At 68.7% G+C, this 17,636-nt stretch carries 23 protein-coding genes and 1 pseudogene; 8 read left to right on the top strand and 16 right to left on the bottom strand.

Annotated elements, in window-relative coordinates; genetic code table 11:
• Window positions 1–69 precede the first annotated feature (69 nt).
• Window positions 70–801 (top strand): SDR family NAD(P)-dependent oxidoreductase, encoded by a 732-nt coding sequence (locus tag AB0M24_RS25700; protein WP_363772711.1) that lies wholly within the window; start codon window positions 70–72, stop codon window positions 799–801.
• Here the strand turns inward: AB0M24_RS25700 and AB0M24_RS25695 are convergent.
• Both AB0M24_RS25695 and AB0M24_RS25690 read right to left on the bottom strand, forming a co-directional pair.
• Complete coding sequence (locus tag AB0M24_RS25695) at window positions 755–1,768, bottom strand: hypothetical protein (RefSeq protein WP_363772708.1); 1,014 nt, start codon at window positions 1,766–1,768, stop codon at window positions 755–757. The two genes, AB0M24_RS25700 and AB0M24_RS25695, sit on opposite strands and share 47 nt — an antisense overlap.
• A 78-nt stretch (window positions 1,769–1,846) precedes the next feature.
• Entirely contained in the window at window positions 1,847–2,947 is a 1,101-nt protein-coding gene (locus tag AB0M24_RS25690) for a UDP-N-acetylmuramate dehydrogenase (protein WP_363772705.1), read from the bottom strand.
• Here AB0M24_RS25690 and AB0M24_RS25685 point away from each other — a divergent pair.
• Genes AB0M24_RS25685 through purU form a run of 4 tightly spaced genes read left to right on the top strand, consistent with a single transcriptional unit; the run spans window position 2,946 to window position 5,844 of the window.
• Window positions 2,946–3,434 (top strand): DUF2505 domain-containing protein, encoded by a 489-nt coding sequence (locus tag AB0M24_RS25685; protein WP_363772702.1) that lies wholly within the window; start codon window positions 2,946–2,948, stop codon window positions 3,432–3,434. The two genes, AB0M24_RS25690 and AB0M24_RS25685, sit on opposite strands and share 2 nt — an antisense overlap.
• Window positions 3,413–4,219 (top strand): class I SAM-dependent methyltransferase, encoded by an 807-nt coding sequence (locus AB0M24_RS25680; protein ID WP_363772699.1) that lies wholly within the window; start codon window positions 3,413–3,415, stop codon window positions 4,217–4,219. The genes AB0M24_RS25685 and AB0M24_RS25680 overlap by 22 nt, the downstream gene beginning before the upstream one ends.
• Window positions 4,220–4,229: 10 nt before the next feature.
• Complete coding sequence (locus tag AB0M24_RS25675) at window positions 4,230–4,955, top strand: maleylpyruvate isomerase N-terminal domain-containing protein (protein WP_363772696.1); 726 nt, start codon at window positions 4,230–4,232, stop codon at window positions 4,953–4,955.
• Window positions 4,956–4,968: 13 nt separating this feature from the next.
• Complete coding sequence (gene purU / locus AB0M24_RS25670; protein WP_363772693.1) at window positions 4,969–5,844, top strand: formyltetrahydrofolate deformylase; 876 nt, start codon at window positions 4,969–4,971, stop codon at window positions 5,842–5,844.
• 1 nt (window position 5,845) lies between these two features.
• On the opposite strand, the gene AB0M24_RS25665 is transcribed toward purU, so the two are convergent.
• The 8 genes from AB0M24_RS25665 to AB0M24_RS25630 all read right to left on the bottom strand — a co-directional run bounded on the left by AB0M24_RS25665 (window position 5,846) and on the right by AB0M24_RS25630 (window position 11,274).
• On the bottom strand, window positions 5,846–6,253 hold the full coding sequence (locus AB0M24_RS25665; RefSeq protein WP_363772690.1) for a hypothetical protein: 408 nt from the start codon (window positions 6,251–6,253) through the stop codon (window positions 5,846–5,848).
• On the bottom strand, window positions 6,250–6,690 hold the full coding sequence (locus tag AB0M24_RS25660) for a hypothetical protein (protein ID WP_363772687.1): 441 nt from the start codon (window positions 6,688–6,690) through the stop codon (window positions 6,250–6,252). Before AB0M24_RS25660 ends, AB0M24_RS25665 begins: the two co-directional genes overlap by 4 nt.
• The gene (locus AB0M24_RS25655) at window positions 6,687–8,033 is read right to left on the bottom strand and encodes an alpha/beta hydrolase (protein ID WP_363772684.1); all 1,347 of its coding nucleotides are present in this window, start codon (window positions 8,031–8,033) and stop codon (window positions 6,687–6,689) included. Before AB0M24_RS25655 ends, AB0M24_RS25660 begins: the two co-directional genes overlap by 4 nt.
• Entirely contained in the window at window positions 8,030–8,830 is an 801-nt protein-coding gene (locus tag AB0M24_RS25650) for a hypothetical protein (protein ID WP_363772681.1), read from the bottom strand. The genes AB0M24_RS25655 and AB0M24_RS25650 overlap by 4 nt, the downstream gene beginning before the upstream one ends.
• Window positions 8,827–9,345, bottom strand: coding sequence for a putative T7SS-secreted protein (locus tag AB0M24_RS25645; protein WP_363772678.1), 519 nt, complete (start codon window positions 9,343–9,345; stop codon window positions 8,827–8,829). The genes AB0M24_RS25650 and AB0M24_RS25645 overlap by 4 nt, the downstream gene beginning before the upstream one ends.
• 83 nt (window positions 9,346–9,428) lie before the next feature.
• Entirely contained in the window at window positions 9,429–9,821 is a 393-nt protein-coding gene (locus AB0M24_RS25640) for a hypothetical protein (RefSeq protein ID WP_363772675.1), read from the bottom strand.
• A complete protein-coding gene (locus AB0M24_RS25635; protein WP_363772672.1) occupies window positions 9,818–10,243 on the bottom strand; it encodes a hypothetical protein in 426 nt (141 codons plus the stop codon). Before AB0M24_RS25635 ends, AB0M24_RS25640 begins: the two co-directional genes overlap by 4 nt.
• A 56-nt stretch (window positions 10,244–10,299) precedes the next feature.
• On the bottom strand, window positions 10,300–11,274 hold the full coding sequence (locus tag AB0M24_RS25630) for an aminotransferase class III-fold pyridoxal phosphate-dependent enzyme (RefSeq protein WP_363772669.1): 975 nt from the start codon (window positions 11,272–11,274) through the stop codon (window positions 10,300–10,302).
• Between the two features lie 126 nt (window positions 11,275–11,400).
• Between AB0M24_RS25630 and AB0M24_RS25625 the strand changes: the two genes are divergently transcribed.
• Window positions 11,401–12,468, top strand: coding sequence for a hypothetical protein (locus AB0M24_RS25625; protein WP_363772667.1), 1,068 nt, complete (start codon window positions 11,401–11,403; stop codon window positions 12,466–12,468).
• Here AB0M24_RS25625 and AB0M24_RS25620 read toward each other — a convergent pair.
• Window positions 12,445–13,002 (bottom strand): YbaK/EbsC family protein, encoded by a 558-nt coding sequence (locus AB0M24_RS25620; protein WP_363772664.1) that lies wholly within the window; start codon window positions 13,000–13,002, stop codon window positions 12,445–12,447. The two genes, AB0M24_RS25625 and AB0M24_RS25620, sit on opposite strands and share 24 nt — an antisense overlap.
• Window positions 13,003–13,077: 75 nt before the next feature.
• On the opposite strand from AB0M24_RS25620, the gene AB0M24_RS25615 reads away from it, so the two are divergent.
• Complete coding sequence (locus AB0M24_RS25615) at window positions 13,078–13,830, top strand: MerR family transcriptional regulator (protein WP_363772661.1); 753 nt, start codon at window positions 13,078–13,080, stop codon at window positions 13,828–13,830.
• Window positions 13,831–13,858: 28 nt separating this feature from the next.
• Here AB0M24_RS25615 and AB0M24_RS25610 read toward each other — a convergent pair.
• The 5 genes and pseudogenes from AB0M24_RS25610 to AB0M24_RS25590 form a co-directional block, all read right to left on the bottom strand.
• Window positions 13,859–14,270: pseudogene (locus AB0M24_RS25610) on the bottom strand (DJ-1/PfpI family protein).
• Window positions 14,271–14,279: 9 nt separating this feature from the next.
• Window positions 14,280–14,903, bottom strand: coding sequence for an alpha/beta hydrolase (locus tag AB0M24_RS25605; RefSeq protein ID WP_363772658.1), 624 nt, complete (start codon window positions 14,901–14,903; stop codon window positions 14,280–14,282).
• 29 nt (window positions 14,904–14,932) lie between these two features.
• Window positions 14,933–15,208 carry a DUF2516 family protein gene (locus AB0M24_RS25600; protein WP_363772837.1) on the bottom strand — a complete coding sequence of 92 codons (276 nt, stop codon included), beginning with the start codon at window positions 15,206–15,208 and terminating at the stop codon, window positions 14,933–14,935.
• A gap of 124 nt (window positions 15,209–15,332) precedes the next feature.
• Window positions 15,333–15,998, bottom strand: coding sequence for a hypothetical protein (locus AB0M24_RS25595; RefSeq protein ID WP_363772655.1), 666 nt, complete (start codon window positions 15,996–15,998; stop codon window positions 15,333–15,335).
• Between the two features lie 5 nt (window positions 15,999–16,003).
• Window positions 16,004–16,381: a helix-turn-helix transcriptional regulator gene (locus AB0M24_RS25590; RefSeq protein ID WP_363772652.1), complete on the bottom strand. Its 378-nt coding sequence runs from the start codon at window positions 16,379–16,381 to the stop codon at window positions 16,004–16,006.
• A gap of 118 nt (window positions 16,382–16,499) precedes the next feature.
• On the opposite strand from AB0M24_RS25590, the gene AB0M24_RS25585 reads away from it, so the two are divergent.
• Entirely contained in the window at window positions 16,500–17,567 is a 1,068-nt protein-coding gene (locus tag AB0M24_RS25585; RefSeq protein ID WP_363772834.1) for a methyltransferase domain-containing protein, read from the top strand.
• Window positions 17,568–17,636: the final 69 nt, after the last annotated feature.

The raw sequence follows: 17,636 nt of genomic DNA, 5'->3' as shown, positions 1-17,636 counted from the left end.
ACGTGCAGCAGGACCCCTGGGTGTGAGTGACGTCGGTCACACACCCTGTGGCCGCCTACGATCGAAGTCGTGAATCGACCTGTCGCAGTAGTGACCGGAGCCAGCGCGGGCATCGGCGAGGCCACCGCCCGGAGACTCGCCGCCGAGGGGTTCCACGTCGTGCTCGGCGCACGTCGCCTGGACCGTCTCCACGTTATCGCGAAGGAGATCGACGGGACGGCCCTGGAGCTGGACGTCACCGACGAGGCCTCCGTCGCGGCGTTCGCGGACGGGGTACCCGAAGCGCACGTCCTGGTGAACAACGCGGGTGGTGCGCGCGGGCTGTCGACCGTGGCCGAGGGTGACCCGTCGGAGTGGCGCTGGATGTGGGAGGCGAACGTCCTCGGCACCCTGCTCGTGACCAAGGCCTTCATCCCGAAGCTGATCGCGTCCGGCGACGGGCACATCGTCTCCGTGACGTCTATCGCCGCGTACGAGGCCTACGACAACGGCTCCGGGTACACGAGCGCCAAGCACGCCCAGTCGGCCCTCCACAGGACGTTGAGGGGCGAACTGCTGGGGCAGCCGGTGCGGGTCACGGAGATCCAGCCGGGCATGGTCGAGACGGACTTCTCCGCCAACCGGTTCGGCGGCGACACCGAGCGCGCGGCCAAGGTCTACGAGAACATCACGCCGCTGGTCGCGGACGACGTGGCGGACGTCATCGCGTTCGCGGTCACCCGGCCGTCGCACGTGAACCTCGACACGATCGTGCTCAAGCCGCGGGCTCAGGCCTCCGCGACTCGGGCACACCGCGGGTGAGCAGGTCCACGTCCAGCTGACGCAGGACGGGCTCGATGGGGTTCGCGAACCCCGTCGAGCCCGATCCGGCGACGTACAGGCCCACCACGCGGTTGTCGGCGTCGACGAGCACCGCGCCCGAGTCGCCGTGGTCGCCGAAGCGGTCCGCCGAGTGCACGCGGATCTGGTCGCGCAGCGTCCGGATGCCGATGCCGTCGCCGAAGTCGAGCCGCAGCGTCGCGTCCGTTGAGACGATCACGCCGTACGTGAGCTCGGTCGTGCGGCCGCGTTTGCGCACTGTCGAACCGACCTGAGCTCGCGCCGTGCCCGTGATCGCGCCGATGTCGATGATCTCCGCACGGAACGGCCTGGCGCCCATCCTCAGGCCTGCCGCACTCACCGATCCCGCCAGCGCTGCCCGATCCAGCACGGCCACCTGGTCGGCGCCGGGAACTCCTCCGTCCACTCTGGACGGATGGACGAACTCGTCGCCCACCGCCCACGAGTCGTCGACGCAGCCGACGTGGAACGTGGTGAGCCCCAGCACTTTGCCCGGTTCGGTCTTCGTGATCACGAACGCGCCGAGCGTGCCCGCGATCACGAACTCGCCCGCCTTCTCGACCTCCGGCGGCACGACCCGGAACGACCGGGCCGGGCCGATGCTGATGCCGCCGCGCAGCACCGGATGTCGTTCCACCGCAACGGGTTGCTCGTCGCTCGTGCGCGTGATCCGCGCGCGGTGCAGCACGATCGACTCCGCGACCACGTCCGTCAGGACACCGCCGACCTGCGCGGGGATCTGCTGCGGGTGCTGCGGCCCCTTCGCGCACACGTAGACCACGATCGCGGCTTTGCCCGTCGGGCGTCCGGCGGTGATCTTCTCGCCGATGTCCACGCCGATCACGCCCGGCCGGGTGAGGAACTCGTCTTCGACCATGCGCTTGACCGGCCTGATGACCGCCAGCGCGGCTTCGTCGAGGTAGCTCATGGCGACCTCCGTTCCGCCCCTATGTGTCAATGAAACACGCCGCGTAGCGAAACGTCACACGGAGTCACCCGAACAGACTCAGAGCTCAACGCCCACGAAGACGGGTTCCGGGTGCAGTTCCACGCCGAACGCGGCCCGCACGCCGTCGCGCACCTCGCGCGCCAGGTCCAGCAAGTCCTCGGTCGAGGCGCCGCCGCGGTTCGTCAGCGCGAGCGTGTGCTTGCCGGACAACGACACCCGGCCGCCGGGGCCCTGGTGGCCCTTGCGGAAGCCCGCCCGTTCGATCAACCAGGCGGCCGAGAGCTTCTTCTGCCCGTGCCCCGCCGGGTAGGTCGGCACGTTCACGTCGTGGCCGAGGCGTTCGGCGATGCGGATCAGCACGCCGGTGAACGTCGCGTCGTCGATGATCGGGTTGGTGAAGAACGAGCCGGCGCTCCACGTGTCGTGGTCCGCGGCGTCGAGCACCATGCCCTTGCCGCGGCGCAGCTCCAGCACGGCCTTGCGCGCCTCGTCGGCCGGAACGCGATCACCTTGCTGCACACCGAGAACGCGGGCGAGCTCGGCGTAGCGGATCGGCGCGGACATGCCGCCCGCGGTCAGCGAGAACCTGGTGCGCAGCACGACGGCGTTGTCCGTGCCCTTGAGCACGCTGGTGCGGTAGTCGAGGCCCAGCTTGGCCGCGGGCACCTGGTGCACCTTGCCGCTGCGGCGGTCGAGAAGATCCACCGACTGCAGCACCTGGGAGATCTCGACGCCGTACGCGCCGACGTTCTGCACGGGCGTGGCGCCGTTGAGGCCGGGGATGCCGGACAGGCACTCGAGCCCGCCGAGGCCCTGCGCGACCGCCTCCGCGACGACCGCGTCCCACTCCTCGCCCGCCTCGACGGTGAACTGGACGATCCCGCCGCCCAGCGGGTCGAGCCGGAAACCCTTGGTGGCGACGTGCACCACGGTGCCGTCGAAGCCGCCGTCGGAGATGACGAGGTTCGATCCACCGCCGAGCACGAGGACCTTCTCGTCGGAGGCGGCGTCGGCTGTTCGCACGGCTTCGACCAGCTCAGCGGCGGTCGTGGCGTGGACGAACCGCGCGGCCGGGCCACCGAGTCGGAGCGTGGTGCGCTCGGCCAGAGGTACGGACTGCGTGGTGGTCACAGGCGTCAACGGTAGCCTCCGCGACATGGCACGCCGCATCGAGCACCACACCACGTCACCCCATTCGGCGGAGAAGGTCTTCGGCGCGATGGTCGACGAGACCTATCTGCGGGACCGGCTGGCGTCGATCGGGGGCAACGACGCCGAGCTCGTGACCTTCTCGGTTTCGGGTGATCGCACGTCGTACCAGCTCAAGCAGGGTGTGCCCGCGGAGCACCTGCCGTCGATGGCCAAGTCGCTGCTGGGCGGCGACCTCGTGATCCAGCGCGTCGAGAACTGGGCGGCGGGCGCGGGCACGGTCGAGGTGACGATCGGCGGCGTGCCGGGCCGGCTGGACGGCTCGTTCACCATCACGGACAACGGCGCGGGCTCGAAGACCACCCTCGTGGGGGAGGTCAAGGTGAGCATCCCGCTCATGGGTGGCAAGCTCGAGAAGCTGATCGCCGAGCAGGTCGTGGTGCTGCTGAACAAGGAGAGCGAGTTCACGTCCGAATGGCTCGCAAACCGCGGCTAGCGGCCGGCCGGGCCCGCGCGCTCGGCCTGCCGACGCGCGGCACCACCAACCCGAACCGCCTGCGCAGGGTCGACCGGTGGATGGCGGGGACGCTGTCGGGCTTCCTGGCTTCGGTTCCCGACCCGCTCGTGGTCGACCTCGGGTACGGGTCGTCGCCGATCACCACCGTCGAGATGGCTTCGCGGCTGCGCGCCGTGCGGCCTGACGTGCGCGTGCTCGGGCTGGAGATCGACCAGGACCGGGTGGACGCGGGCAAGGCCGTGGCCGACCCGCCTTGGCTGGACTTCCGGCGTGGCGGGTTCGAGCTGGCCGGGGCGCGGCCGGTGTTGTTGCGCGCGTTCAACGTGCTGCGGCAGTACACCGAGGAGCAGTCGTTCGAGGCGTGGGACACGATGCTCGGCCGGATGGCTCCCGGCGGGCTGGTGATCGAGGGCACGTGCGACGAGATCGGTCGCCGCTGCACGTGGGTGACGCTGTCGGCGGACGGGCCGCAGACGTTCACGCTCGCGTGCAAGCCGTCCGCGATCGAGACGCCCGGCGACATCGCCGAGCGGCTGCCCAAGGCGTTGATCCACAAGAACGTGCCGGGCGAGCGGGTGCACGCGCTGCTGGCCGAGCTGGACGCGTGCTGGGCGACCGCCGCGCCTTTCGCGCCGTTCGGGCCGCGTGCGCGGTGGGTGGAGTCGGCGCGGTTGCTCGCTTCGAGGGGCTGGCCGGTCGTGGACGACCGTCGTCGTTGGCGACTCGGCGAAATCACGCTCGAATGGGCGGCCGTCGCGCCCTAGTGTTGGGTCTGTGGACTACCTCGCGCAGATCGAGACTCAGGCTTCGTTGATGCGTTCGGCCGCTCTCAAGGCGGGCGCGGACGCACCGGTTCCGACTTGTCCTGAGTGGACAGTGCTGAAGCTGGTGCGGCACATGGCCGAGGTGCACACGTGGGCGGCGCAGGCAGTCGTCACCGCGCCTGAGGACGGTCGTCCGGACTGGCCTCGTGCGCCGCGAGACTTCGACGAGGCGTTGTCCTGGTGGGACAACGGGCTTTCGCTGTTGTTGGAGCGACTGCGCTCGACGCCCGTCGACCGTCCCGCGTGGACGTTCGACAAGTCCTTCCGCGCCGCCTTCTGGTCACGCAGGCAGGCGCACGAGACGTCGATCCACCGCCTGGACGCCGAAGTCGCGACCGGGCACGAGCTGCCCGCGCTGGTGTTCGACCCGGAGTTCGCCGCAGACGGCATCGACGAGTACCTGAACGTCCTGGTCGCCCGCCGGATGGAGCTGGGCGCTTCCGTCACGGCCTCTGGCAGGTTGCTCGTGCACGCCGCCGACGCGGGCCGCACGTGGGACGTCCAACTGACCGAGGGCAAGCCGCTCGTCGTCACCACGCTGCACGACTCGGCGGTGGACGCCGACGCCACTCTGGCCGGTGGAGCGGACGCGATCTACCGAGCCCTGTACGCCCGCCCGAACCACGCGGTCGTCTCAGGGGATGAGTCCCTGTTGGCGGCATTGCCCAAACCGTGACTACCTTTGACGGGTGTCATCGCCTGAGCGTCGCTATGTGATCACCTTCGGCTGCCCGGACCGCACCGGCATCATCGCGAGGATCTCGTCGTTCCTCGCGGACAACGGCGGCTGGATCGTCGAGGCCGCGTACCACACCGACCCCGAGACGGGCTGGTTCTTCACGCGCCAGGAGGTCCGCGCGGACTCCCTGCCGTTCGGCGTGGACGAGCTGCGCGCGCAGTTCGCCGAGGTGGCCGCCTCGCTGGGCGCGCAGTCGACGTGGACGGTGACCGACACGGGCGTCCGCAAGCGCGTGGTGATCCTGGCTTCCCGGGAGGGGCACTGCCTCTACGACCTGCTCGCCCGAGTCTCGACGGGCGAGCTGGACGTCGAGGTGTCGGCCGTCATCGCCAACCACCCCGAGCTCGGCGACATCACGCGCGCACACGGCATCCCGTTCCACCACGTGCCTTTTCCTTCGAATGATCCGGAAGGCAAGCAGGCCGCCTTCGCCCAGCTGCGGGTTTTGGTCGAGAAGCACGACCCGCACGCCGTGGTGCTGGCGCGCTTCATGCAGATCCTGCCGCCGGAGCTGTGCGCGGCCTGGTCCGGCCGCACGATCAACATCCACCACAGCTTCCTGCCGTCGTTCATCGGCGCCCGCCCGTACCACCAGGCGCACCGGCGCGGAGTGAAGCTGGTCGGCGCCACGTGCCACTACGTGACCGCTGACCTCGACGCCGGGCCGATCATCGAGCAGGACGTGCTGCGCGTGCACCACGGCGACTCGGTGGCGGACATGGTGCGCAAGGGCCGGGACATCGAGAAGGTCGTGCTGGCGCGCGGGCTGCGGTGGCACCTGGAGGACCGGGTGCTCGTGCACGGCAACCAGACGGTGATCTTCTGAGCTACCAGCTTTCCTTGTTGTAGACGGTCTTCTCGCTGTAGTCCTCTTCAGGCTTTGCTTTCGGCTTTTCGGGTGCGGGCGGCGCCGGGACCGACACATCGGTGTCGAGGTCGCCCGCATGGCTGCCTACGACCTGGCGGAAGTCGTTCAGCACGTTCGTCGCCGCGCCTTCCCTGGCAGACCTGGTGAGCGCGAGGATCTTGCCGGCCAGCTCGGCGTTGCCCTCGATCTTGAGGTCGAGCAGCGCGCCGTTGGGGGCGACCGTCACGGTGACCGACTTGTCCTCGGTGCTCACGGTCGTGCCTGACGATTCGAGGTTGCGGCGGAAGGCGGCGGCGTTGCGCTGGAGCTCGGCCGTCTTGGCCTCGAAGTCGGCGAGCCACTGGTCGGGCGTCATCGAGTTGCTCATTTCTTCTTCTGCGGGCGAGGTCCGTACTGCTTCTCCAGCGCGGCCGGATCGTCGAACTCGATCTTCTTGCTCTTCACGATCTTGTCGTGGTTCCACTTGCCCTCGACCGCGGGGTTCGCATCGGAAAAGACGTTGACGTTCAACGACACGGTCCACCAGGTGCCTCGCCAGTAATCACGTCTGGCGATCTCCTCCAGCTGATCGGAAGCAGAGGAAACGGACGCCTCCGGCACAGTCACGTAGACCTGAAGCTGTTGCCCCTGGTCCAGCCCGTGCTCGTACTCGTAGAACGCGTCCTTGACGTCAGGCAGTTCCTTCGAGTCCGCCACGATCTGCTTGCCGACCGCTTCGACCTCCTCGTAGTACTGGTCGGTGATGTTGCACCCGGCCAGCAAGAAAACGAGAGAGACCAGAGCCAACGCCTTTCGAGTGATCACCCGACGCCCTTCCTCGCGACCTGGTAGTTCTGGGTCTTCGTTTTGCTGTCGTCGCCGCCAAAGAAAACGCTGGCGCTTTCCTTGAACCGGTTGACGGAAGGATCTGAGCCGTTGTCGAGCTGCCCAGCCGCCTCGGTGTAGTTACCGGGGATCGAGTGGTTGCCGCCGACCGTTCCGGTCTGGTTTTCGAACGTGACAGTGGTGCGATTCGGACTGCCCGGATTGTCACTGGCATCGAGGTGCGGAACGATGTCGTTGCGGTTCTCCAGCGACAACACCTGAACATTGGACGGCACGTCGATGCGGCCGACCGGCGAACCCGCGGTGACCACGTGCGTCACGTTGTACCCACTGGCGATGAGGTCAGTGGTCGCCTGAGCCGCGACGATCCCGCCCTGGCTGTGGCCGACGAGCATCACCGGTGCCGTGCTGCCTTGCGCGCCCGCCAGGCGCAACGCCTCTTGGATGCCTTGCTGCAACACCGTGTTGTTGCCCGCCATCGCATCCACGTTGACGCCTGAGTCGTTGGCGCTCATCGGCTTCCACGGCGCGTTCCAGTGTTGCGTACCTGGAATGTCCACGATGTAGCCCGTGATGTTGTTGTCGGCATCCCTGATGATCTTCACGTCGATGTTGGTCGGCCCGGGGTCACCCGGATCTTTGCCCGCGTCGCGCAGAGCAAGACCTTCCATCAGGTCTTTCAGGTTGTCGGGCGCGCCGTAGTCGTGCGGATCGCCGACCGGGTCGGTCACCGCTTCGCCGTCGGCATAGGTGGCAGCCAGCAGGTCGAGCGTCGTGGCGAGGTCGACCGGGATGCCGAGGGCGCTGAGCATGCCCGGCGACATGCCGATCAGCGTGTCGACCATGCCGGGGTGGTCGACGAGCCACTTCTGCCAGTCGCCGTCGTAGTTCAGGTACACGTCGGCAGCGATCGCGCCGCCTCCGACCACCGCGGCACCGATCGGGTTGGCCGCCACCGCCAGTCCACCGAACCAGCGGGCGGCGTCCAGGCCCTTCGCAGACAGCTCGTCGGCCATCTCGTAGGCGATTCGGGTGGCCTTCAACGCCTCGCCACGCAGCCCGATACCGGCCGAGGTCGCGGTGAGCCCGTTCGGGCCGTCGAGGGCGACGGCCATCGCGGCCTCGAACTTCACCACGCCGCCGGGGTTGAGCAGGGACGACGCGAGGACGTCCGGCTCCACCAGGAACTTGTGGCCGACGGCCGCGGTCTTGAGGGTGTCGCCGGCGACGTCGGCGGTGAGGTCGCCCATCGCGGCGAGGTCGTCGTACTTGGCCTCGAAGCCGCCCGCGCCGCCGTCGACCTGGATGTTCTTGACCGTCATGCCAGTGCTCCCGCCACTGCGGGCGCCACCCAGGTGCCCAGGTCTTCACGTTCGGCCGGTTCGATGCGGACCATGCGGCGGTCGGAGCCGTCCGGTTCCGGGTCGAGGCCGCTCCAGCCTCCCGCTGTGTGCACCCAGTTGACCTGGGACGATCCGCCGGACCAGAGCACGAGGCAGCGCAGGGCGCCGTCGGTCTGCTCGGCGACGTTCTCCGCCAGCGCCGCTTCGTCGCCGGAGAGCTTCAGCGCGGCGACCACGGCAGCGGGTGCGTCCGGGTCGGCGCCGCGGAACAGCCTGGCCGCGCCCATCTCTTGCAGGGCCTCCAGCGGCAAACGGCCTTGGAGCGGCTCAGCGTCCGAGGTGCCGCCCAACCGCGATTCGAGGCTCGCGCCGGTGGGCTCCGGCTGCGGCACAGCACGGATCAGTTCCTTGCCGAGGTCGACGGACGCGAACATCGACAGCTCGACCGCGCCGTCGCCCAAAGCGAACAGCGAGGCGCCCAACGGGCCGTTGACGGCGTGGACACTGTGCGAGCTCTTGGAGCCGATGGAAGCGATGGTGTCGAGCAAAACCGTTGGCCCGCCAAGGATTTGGAGGTTGCGTGCGACCGACGGGTGGACCTCGGCCTCGTCACCGACACCGGTCACGACGCGCTTCTTCATGAGACCGGCTTCGGCGGGTCCTATTTGGACATCGGAGGCGGGCATCCAGTCCGGTGGCAGGTCGACGCCGGTTTTCTCGACCAGGTAAGCGAACTCGCCAGCGGAGAGCACCAGCCGGTGCGGTGCCGGGGTCACGCGGGCACGCCCTGGCCGCGCATGTAGTCGCCGACCTCGAGCCACGCCTTGTCGCCGTGCGGCGGCAGGTTGTCGGGGCCGTACTTCCAGCCACTCCACGGCGGCTGAGGCGGCTGCGGTGGCGAGCCGCCGCCGAAGCCGAGGGCGTCGGCGACACCGTTCGCGATGTCCTTGACGGCGTTGTTGAAGGCGTCCACGGCACGGTTGAACGTGTCGATCGCGCTGTTGAACCAGCCCGTGACCGTCTCCGCGATCCGCTTGATCGCGGCGATCATCTCGCGGACCTCCTGCGCGTGGCGGCGCAGTGCGGCGGCCGCGCCGTCGAGCCCTTCCGCGGCCTGGAACAGCTTGCGCTTGTCGCCCTCGACCGTGTCGCGGCAGCGGTCGGCCGCGACCGACTTCCACTGCATGGTCCGCGCGCGGTCGTTCATCTCCGTGCCGCGTGCGCGGACCGACTCGGCGCGCTTCTCGATCTCGCCCGCGATGCGGTCCAGCTCGTCCGGATTGCCGTACACCTCAGCCCCCGTTCAGTCGCGCGTGAGCAAACCACGACTGATCGACAGCTCGCACGCGGACCGGGAAAGATGCGCGGAACTACTCAGCGGCCGGGATCCAGCTCGCCGGCCTCCGAACGCGGTCCGTACTTGCGTTCCATCTCCACGACGTCGCCGAGCTTGAACACGATCTCGTTCTTCCGCACGAACCCGCCGAAGTTCACGCTGAACTCGACCCGGCGACCGGTTCCCGTCCAGTAGTCGCGCTTGACGATCTCCAGCGCCTTGTCGGCAGTGCTCTGGTCGCGAACGGTGGCGGTCACGGTGAGGCGTTGTCGGTAGTCCAAATCGGACTTGTACTCCACGGCCACACCGCTGACCCCGTCCTCGGCCGCGAGGTCGGCGGAGATGCGGTCGCCCAGGTCTTCGACGGTGTCGTCTCCCGTCCCGCACCCGGCCAGGAGGAACGCGAGCAGGACCAACCCGAGGCGCCTCATTTGCTCGGCCTCGTCGGGCGCGGGCCGTAGCTGGTCTCCAGCTCGGGCGGGAGGTCGACCTTGCCGGAACGCACCGGCTTGCCCGACTCGGGCTTGTCGGCGTAGGGCGGGTCGGCGGTCGTGTAGACGGTGTAGGTCGCGCTGCACGAGTCCCAGGTGCCGAGCCAGCAGTCCTTGCGCGCGATCTCCACGACCTCGTCGACGACCGGGTCGGTGATCGACTCCGCCTTCAGCATGACCTCGAGGCCGAGGCTGTCGCCCGCGTCGAGGCCGTGGCGGTACACGAACTGCGCCGCGGCCACGTCCGGACGTTGCTTCCAGTCCGCGACGATCTGCTTGCCGATCGCGTTGATCTGCGGGTTGAAACTCTCGAAGATGCTGCATCCGGTCAGCAGCAAGAGAACAGGTAGAAGTCTGAGCACCGCGCACCCCCGCCGTGGATCTTGGCAGGGATGCGCGGTGGGTGCCGGGCGAACGGCTAGATCTTCGCCGCGGCCCTGCCCACGGCTTCGACCAGCCACCCGGCGTCCGCGGCCGACATGACGGCTGGAGGCGTGAAGCTCACCGTCCGGCCGCGGAAGTCGGCGAGCACCCGCGCTCGCAGGAGCTCGCCGGTGAAGATGTCGGCCGCGCGCTTGTCCGGCAGTTCGACGCCGAGCAGCAGGCCGCGGCCGGTCGCGTGGGCCTTGCCGGCGGTGACTGCTCGCAGGCCGTACAGGAGTTCGTCGCCGAGCAGCTTGGCTCGTTCGACCAGGCCTTCGGAGGCTGTGACGCGCAGGCAGGCGTTGACGGCGGCGGAGGCGAGGGGCGAGACCTCTTCCGGGCCGCGCCACAACGGGACCTCGACGGCCGCGGAGGCGACGACGGCGGCGATCGGGAGCACGCCGCCGGACAGGCCCTCGCCGACCAGCAGGATGTCCGGGGTCACGCCGTCGATGTCGGAGCCCCACCACACGCCGAGGCGACCCAGGCCGGTGCGGGTCTCGTCGACGATCATCAGCGCGTTCTGCTCGCGGCAGACCTCGGAGATCGCGCGCAGGTAGCCGTCGGGCGGGAAGGACACGCCGCGGACGGGTTCGACGAGCACGCAGGCGGGCGGTCCGGCGGCCAGAGTGGCACGCAACGAGTCGATGCCGCCGTACGGGACGTCGCCGGTCGTCAACACTCGTGGGCGGCCATTGGCTTGGGCGAGGGCCACGGCGAACTGCGCGGCTTCGGAGGCCGACGGGAAGGTGTGGATGTGGTCGAGGCCGTTTGGGGTGACCAGGTCGAGCATCAGGCGGTCCAGCAGCGACGGCCGGCGCACCTGGCCGACCACCGCCTGCACCACGGCCGGGTGGGCGTGGCCTAGCAGCGGGACTCCGTAGCCGCCGCAGTCCAGGTACTCGACGCGGTGGGGATCTACCACTCGGGCGCCACGGGCGGCGCAGCCGGTCAGCTGTTCGGTAGCCATTGCGGGGAACCTTTCCTGGGCAGCGCGGCCCACGGCCGCTCGTCTGACTGGCGAGCGGACCTCGGTTCCCACTACTGATTCGGATTCCACGGCACGTTGGTTCGCCCGAGGCATAGGCTTTTTCTCGTGCGGATCGAAATCACCGACCTGGACCAGCTGCGGGCAGAGCCTGACCTGCGCAAAGCCGTCATCATCGGGCTGGACCTGACTCGCGAGGACGTGCGTGTGCCGTTGGACGGCGCACTGCTGCTCGGATGTGCCCTCAGCGAGAGGATGCAACGCCAGGCAGAGGCCGCGGGAGCACTGATCTTCCCGGTGATCCCGGACCTGCCGTACGAGGTGTACCGGTCGTCCCTTTACACCCCGGAAGAGCTGTTCGCGGGCTTCGACCCCCAGGATCCGAAGTCGTACGCCGACACCCCGGACGCGGTGATCTACAAGCACAGCAAGCAGCAGGGCCACCACCCGGACCCGTTGCACGCGCTGGCCGAACGCCTGCACGACCACTCGATCACCGAGGCCCTCGACGAGACGCTGACGGGTCGGCCGATCGCAGTGATGGGCGGCCACGCGCTGGCCAGAGGCTCGGACGGCTACCGCAACGCCGTGGAGCTCGGCGCCGCGCTGGGCAAGGCGGGCTTCACCGTGCTGACGGGCGGCGGTCCGGGTGCGATGGAGGCCGTGCCGCTGGGCGTCCGGCTCGGCGAGGCGGATCGCGAAGTCCTCGCCACCCTCGCGCAGGCCCCGTCGTTCGGCCACGACGACGAGTCGATCGGCCGCTGGCTCGCGGCGTTCCCCGAGATCCCGAGGTTCTCCAAGCCGCGCACGATCGGCATCCCGACCTGGTTCTACGGCCACGAGCCGCCCAACCCGGCCTGTGAGCTGCACGCCAAGTACTTCGCGAACTCGGTGCGCGAAGAGGGCCTGCTCACCGTCGCGACCGGCGGCATCGTCTACACGCCGGGCAAGGCGGGCACGGTCCAGGAGGTCTTCCAGGACTTCACGCAGAACTACTACGGCAGCGTCGGCCCGGCCGCGCCCATGGTGTTCCTGGGCAAGGACTTCTGGACCGACGAGGTGCCGGCCGCGCCGCTCGTGCAGAAACTCGCGGCGGGCCGGGAAGCCGAGCAGTGGATCCTCGTTACCGACGACGTCGACGAGGCGATCGCGCTACTGGTCAAGTACGCGGGCTAGGTCCAGCACTTCAGCTCCAGGCAGCTTCATCAGCACGTCGCCTGGGATGAGGATCTTGCTGCCCCGGATGCCGCTGCCCACGACCAGTTCGGGGGCGGCGGCCACCTCCGGCGACACCAGGATCGGCCAGTCCGCGGGCACACCGATGGGCGTGATGCCGCCGTACTCCATGCCCGTCAACGCCACGGCCTCGTCCATCGGCGCGAACGACGCCTTGCGCGCGTCGAGCCGCTTGCGGATCACACCGTTCACGTCCGCGCGCATGGTCGCCAGCACCATGCAGGCTGCATAACGGATCTCGCCGCCGCGCTTGCCCGCCACGACGACGCAGTTGGCCGAGGCTGCCAGCGGCGAGCCGTAGTGCGCGCAGAACTCGGCGGTGTCCGCCAACGACGCGTCGATCTCAGCGACGGCGACCCGGTCAGCACCGTCCAGGTTCTTCAGCGCGGCTTCGACCGGTGCAGGCACCAGGTCGAGGCGCGAAAGCACTGGGAAGGGTTCCAACGATCCAGCGATGGTCCACACGAGAACCATCCTGCCAAACTCGGTTTGACCTTGACGTTACGTCAACCCTTACCTTCATCTCAGAGCGCGAAAGGGGAACCGGAAATGGCCTGGTCGATCGCCCAGGTGGCCCGGATGTCGAAGGTGACGTCCAGGACGCTGCGGCACTACGACTCGATCGGGCTGCTGTCGCCGGCCTGGATCGGGGACAACGGCTACCGCTACTACGAGAAGGAACAGGTGCACCGCCTGCAGCAGATCCTGCTGCTGCGCGACCTGGGCCTGGGCCTCGACGTGGTGGCGGACATGTTGAACGGCACGGACCAGCTGACGGTCCTGCGCAACCACCACCGGTGGCTGCAGGACGAACGACGCAGGCTGGACCGGCTCGCCAACACCGTCGCGCGAACGATCGAAGAACTGGAAGGAGGGGACGAGGTGAAGATGGAAGAGCTGTTCGACGGCTTCGACGCCGCCCAGCAGAAGGAGTACGAGCAGCAGCTGGTCGACCGCTTCGGCGACGGCGCCAAGGAGCACATCGCCAGCAGCAAGAAGCGCTGGCAGGGTGCCACCAAGGCCGACGCGGACAGGTTCCTGCAGGAGTGGCAGGACGTGCTGCTGCGGGCGACGGAGCTGTTCACGGCAGGTGTCGCGGTCGACGCGCCCGAGGCGACGGAGCTGATCGAGCGCCACCACGCGTGGATCTGCCTGAGCTGGACGCCCAACAGCGAGTCGTACGCGGGCTTGGCCGACCTCTACCTGGAGGGCGAGTTCAAGCCGCAGCTGGACGCGCACGCCGAGGGCACGGCTCAGTGGATGCACGACGCGATGACGCACTACGCGCAGACGCGTCTCTAAGAGGCTGAGCGGGGGCTGCAGACCCCGCTCACAAACCAAATGCTTCCAACGCCTCACGGTTGAAAGCCGGCAGGTCATCAGGGTTTCGGGACGTCACGAGCGTCCACCCGTTCAGGTCGCACACCCTGACCTCCTCGTCAGCCCAGTCACCGCCCGCGTTGCGGACGTCGGTCTGCAGGCTGGGGAACGAGGTCAGCATCTTGCCGCGCACCACGTTGGCCTCGACCAGCAACCACGGCCCGTGGCAGATCGCCGCGATCGGTTTGCCGGCCGCCACCAGACCTTTCACCAGTTCGACGGCGTCGGGGGTCCTCGCCGAGCTTCGGTGCGAGCAGGCGCGGCACTCCGCCGGCCTTCTCGACGTGCGTCCACGGGTCGGTGAGCTCGACCTGCTCGATGCCCTCCGCGCTGACGAGGAATGCGATCTTCTGTTCCGCCATGAACAACGGCTACCCGGCGAAGAACTCGACCAATCGGTGCCGCACCTCAGCGCGATGCGTGATCATCGGCGAGGGTGAGTCGACCAGCCACAACGAGCCGTTGGGGAACGCCGCCGCCGTCGCCTTGGCCACGTCCTCCGGGTGCAGCGGATCACCCACAGCCCCGATGACCAGCACCGGAATCGTCACGGCGGCCAACAGCGAGGCATCGGCCACCGCGACCTGACCGGGCAACTGGTCAGCGGCGTCCGAAAGACGGCTCAACGCCGCGCGGCGCTCGGCAACGTAAGCAGGCGGGCCGACGGTCAGGTCGGAGAGCTGCTGCAACGTGAAGGCCGGACGTGGTTGATCCAGCACGGCGGGCAGCAGCAGGGCAACGCGTGCAAAACGATCAGGTTCGAGTGACAACAGCCGCACCAACGCGCCGGCGCCCAACGAGACACCAACGGCGTGATCAGCCGGAACAGTCGCGAGATCGGCGGCGATCCGCCCGTAGTCCCAGTACCCCGCGGGCGCGTCCGGCGCGGATCCGTGCGACGGCAGCGTCACGACGACTCGCGTGCCAGGCAGCCCGGAGGCGGGAATCCGCGCCTCACCGGCGGTGGCGCCGAGTCCGTGAGCGACCAGGGTCACCGGCGAACCGGAGCCGTAGGACGTTGTGATCACCAGCGAGGGCCGCGCTGGACCTCGATCAGCTTCGGGCGCACGTCGACCATGTACACGAGCACCGCGACCAGGCCAGCCAGCCAGAAGATCGAGCCGAAACCGGCGGGGAAGAAGAGCAGCATCGCGGCCGCACCGCCACCGGTGATGCCCAGCCAGGCGGGCTTCGTCATTCTCTCGGCCGCCGTGTAGGCGTCGACGCGCTGGGTCAGGGCGTGGAAGAACGCGAACAGACCGACGATCGAGAACGCCAGGTCGGCGAAGAAGTACACGATGCCGTCGAGGTTCCAGAAGCTGAAGTCCGGCCAGATGAACACCACGCGCCCAGACTACGTGCCGACACGACGAGAGGGGAGCACGCCTCGAAGGCGTGCTCCCCTCTCAGGAGACTTCAGCGACTCACTTGGTGGTGTTCGTCGTGGTCTTCTTCGCAGCGGCCGTGGTCGTGGTGCTGCGGGTCGTCGTCGCCGGCTTGCGGGGCGCGGTGCGGTTCGCGGTCTTGCGGGCGGTGCTGCGGACCTCGTGCGCGACCTCGTCACCGGCCTCGACGATCTCCTCGGCCAGCTTCTCGCTGCCCTTGTCGACCGCGTGGGCGACCTTCTCGCCGACCGAACGGGTGCGGCGGGTGACCTTGCCGAGCACGTCGTCCGCGAGCTCGCGGGCGTCGGCGGCGGCGGACTCGGCGCGCTTCTGCGCGGCCTCGACGGCCTGCTCGACCTGCTCGACGGCCTGCTTCACCTGCGGCTGGGCCTTGATCTGCTCCAGCGTCTGCTCGCCGGTCTCGGCCAGGTACGTGTACAGGTTCACCGCGGAGGCGGTGTAGGCGTCGACGAGCTTCTTCAGCTCGGCCGGCTGCAGCTTCTCGCGCAGGTCCTTGAGCTCGGTGGGCAGGTCCTGAGCCTGGGTGCGGGCCTCCTCGGCGCGCTCCTTGGCCTTGTTCAGGGCCTCGACCACGGCCTTGGCGGCGAGGTCACCGGCGCCGAGGGCAGCGAGAAGGGCCTGACGCGCGGCGTGCGCGCCCTGCTCGGCGGCCTTGCGGACGTCGTCCTGGGTGAGCTTCGGCATGGAGATCACTCCTCCTGTTGTTTGGCGGCGTTCTCCCGCCTGAAAGATTCGTAAACATCGAGCAGCACCTGCTTCTGCCGCTCGGTCAGATCGGTCGCGGCGACGATGGCGTCCGCCAACGCACCGCCTTCGCGCTGCTGGAGGATCCCGGCCTCGACGTAGAGCACTTCGGCCGAGATGCGCAGCCCTTTGGCGATCTGCTGAAGGATCTCCGCAGATGGCTTGCGCAGTCCTCGCTCGATCTGGCTGAGGTATGGGTTGGAGACACCCGCTTGCTTCGCCAGTTCCCGCAAGGAGATCTTGGCGCTGTTGCGTTGTTCGCGGATGTACTCACCGATGTTGCGGCCGAGGTCCGCGACTGCTTTGTCGATGGACTTGTCCACTGTTCCCGCTCCCGTTCCTCGTGCCACCAACTACGTTAGCGATGGGTGCTAACTCTTGCAAGCACCCTGCTAGCAATCCGTGCGTGTGCTCCGCCACAGGGATACCGTTGTGGGTGACATGGACGACGCCGGGGCCTTGCGCGCCGAGCTGGCGGACCACCTGCTCGGCGACGGCGTGCTGCACGATTCCAAGTGGCTCAAGGCTTTCCGGGCAGTTCCGCGGCACGAGTTCCTGCCGCGCTTCTACCGCCAGCTGCACAGCGGCGACTGGGAACGGGTCACCCGAAAGCACCCGGACTGGCTGAGACTCGTCTACGCCGACCGTGTGTGGGTTACCCAGTTCGACGGCGACGACACGGTGACCGCGGGCACACCGACCTGTTCGTCGAGCATGCCCACGATCATGGCGATCATGCTGGAGGCACTGGACGTCCACAACGGACAGACGGTCCTCGAGGTGGGCACCGGCACCGGCTACAACGCGGCTCTTCTGTGCCACGCCGTGGGTGCGGGCAGCACAACGACGATCGACGTCGACCCGAACATCTCGCAACGCGCACGGAAACGCCTGCGTCGCAACGGTTTCTTTCCCACCTGCGTCACGGGCGACGGCGCGCTCGGCCATCCGGAGCGCGCACCGTACGACCGCTTGCTGGCCACCTGCTCCGTCGCGACCATCCCACCCGCCTGGCTGGAGCAGGTGCGACCCGGCGGCCTGGTCGTCACCACGCTGCACCGCCCGATCGGCGCGGGCCTCGTCCGGATCGTGTCGAACGGCGACGGCACCGGCGAAGGCGCGGTGCTCGTGGAGGACGGCCGCTTCATGCCGTTGCGCGCGCACGCCCACCCACCGTCGCTCGCGGGCGCCGGCGCGTTCGAGCGCCGCGCCACGACGTTGCCGCTGGGCACCGTCGTCGACCCGGCCAGCCCGTTCGAGTTCTTCGCGGGCATTGCTCTGCCCGGAGTCGCCGCGGGCCACGACTGGCTCGCCCATCCGGACGGTTCGTGGGTGCACCACCACGGCGAGCACGTCGACCAGGGCGGCCCGCGCCGGCTGTGGGATCTTGCGGAACAGGGCGTCGTCGAGTGGCACGACCTGGGCAAACCTCGCCGGCACGAGTTCGGGATCGCGGTCGAGGCCGACGGCCAGTTCCTGACGCTGGGCGAGCTCAGGTGGCATCTGTGATCAACAATCGAACGTCACGACACGGGTCACTGAATCGACCTCAGGCGGATGCGGTGCGTCATGATGCGA

The organism is Lentzea sp. NPDC051838 (assembly GCF_040681245.1).
Lineage (GTDB): Bacteria > Actinomycetota > Actinomycetes > Mycobacteriales > Pseudonocardiaceae > Lentzea.
This window is presented reverse-complemented; position numbering and strand designations above follow the sequence as displayed.

Coding starts and splice junctions, on each gene's coding strand:
- AB0M24_RS25665 (WP_363772690.1), bottom strand. CDS start 6,253: ATGAGCAACTCGATGACGCCCGACCAGTGGCTCGCCGACTTCGAGGCC.
- AB0M24_RS25690 (WP_363772705.1), bottom strand. CDS start 2,947: ATGTCGCGGAGGCTACCGTTGACGCCTGTGACCACCACGCAGTCCGTA.
- AB0M24_RS25620 (WP_363772664.1), bottom strand. CDS start 13,002: ATGGTTCTCGTGTGGACCATCGCTGGATCGTTGGAACCCTTCCCAGTG.
- AB0M24_RS25615 (WP_363772661.1), top strand. CDS start 13,078: ATGGCCTGGTCGATCGCCCAGGTGGCCCGGATGTCGAAGGTGACGTCC.
- AB0M24_RS25630 (WP_363772669.1), bottom strand. CDS start 11,274: ATGGCTACCGAACAGCTGACCGGCTGCGCCGCCCGTGGCGCCCGAGTG.
- AB0M24_RS25695 (WP_363772708.1), bottom strand. CDS start 1,768: ATGAGCTACCTCGACGAAGCCGCGCTGGCGGTCATCAGGCCGGTCAAG.
- AB0M24_RS25585 (WP_363772834.1), top strand. CDS start 16,500: ATGGACGACGCCGGGGCCTTGCGCGCCGAGCTGGCGGACCACCTGCTC.
- AB0M24_RS25655 (WP_363772684.1), bottom strand. CDS start 8,033: ATGACGGTCAAGAACATCCAGGTCGACGGCGGCGCGGGCGGCTTCGAG.
- AB0M24_RS25680 (WP_363772699.1), top strand. CDS start 3,413: ATGGCTCGCAAACCGCGGCTAGCGGCCGGCCGGGCCCGCGCGCTCGGC.
- AB0M24_RS25595 (WP_363772655.1), bottom strand. CDS start 15,998: ATGCCGAAGCTCACCCAGGACGACGTCCGCAAGGCCGCCGAGCAGGGC.
- AB0M24_RS25640 (WP_363772675.1), bottom strand. CDS start 9,821: ATGAGGCGCCTCGGGTTGGTCCTGCTCGCGTTCCTCCTGGCCGGGTGC.
- AB0M24_RS25685 (WP_363772702.1), top strand. CDS start 2,946: ATGGCACGCCGCATCGAGCACCACACCACGTCACCCCATTCGGCGGAG.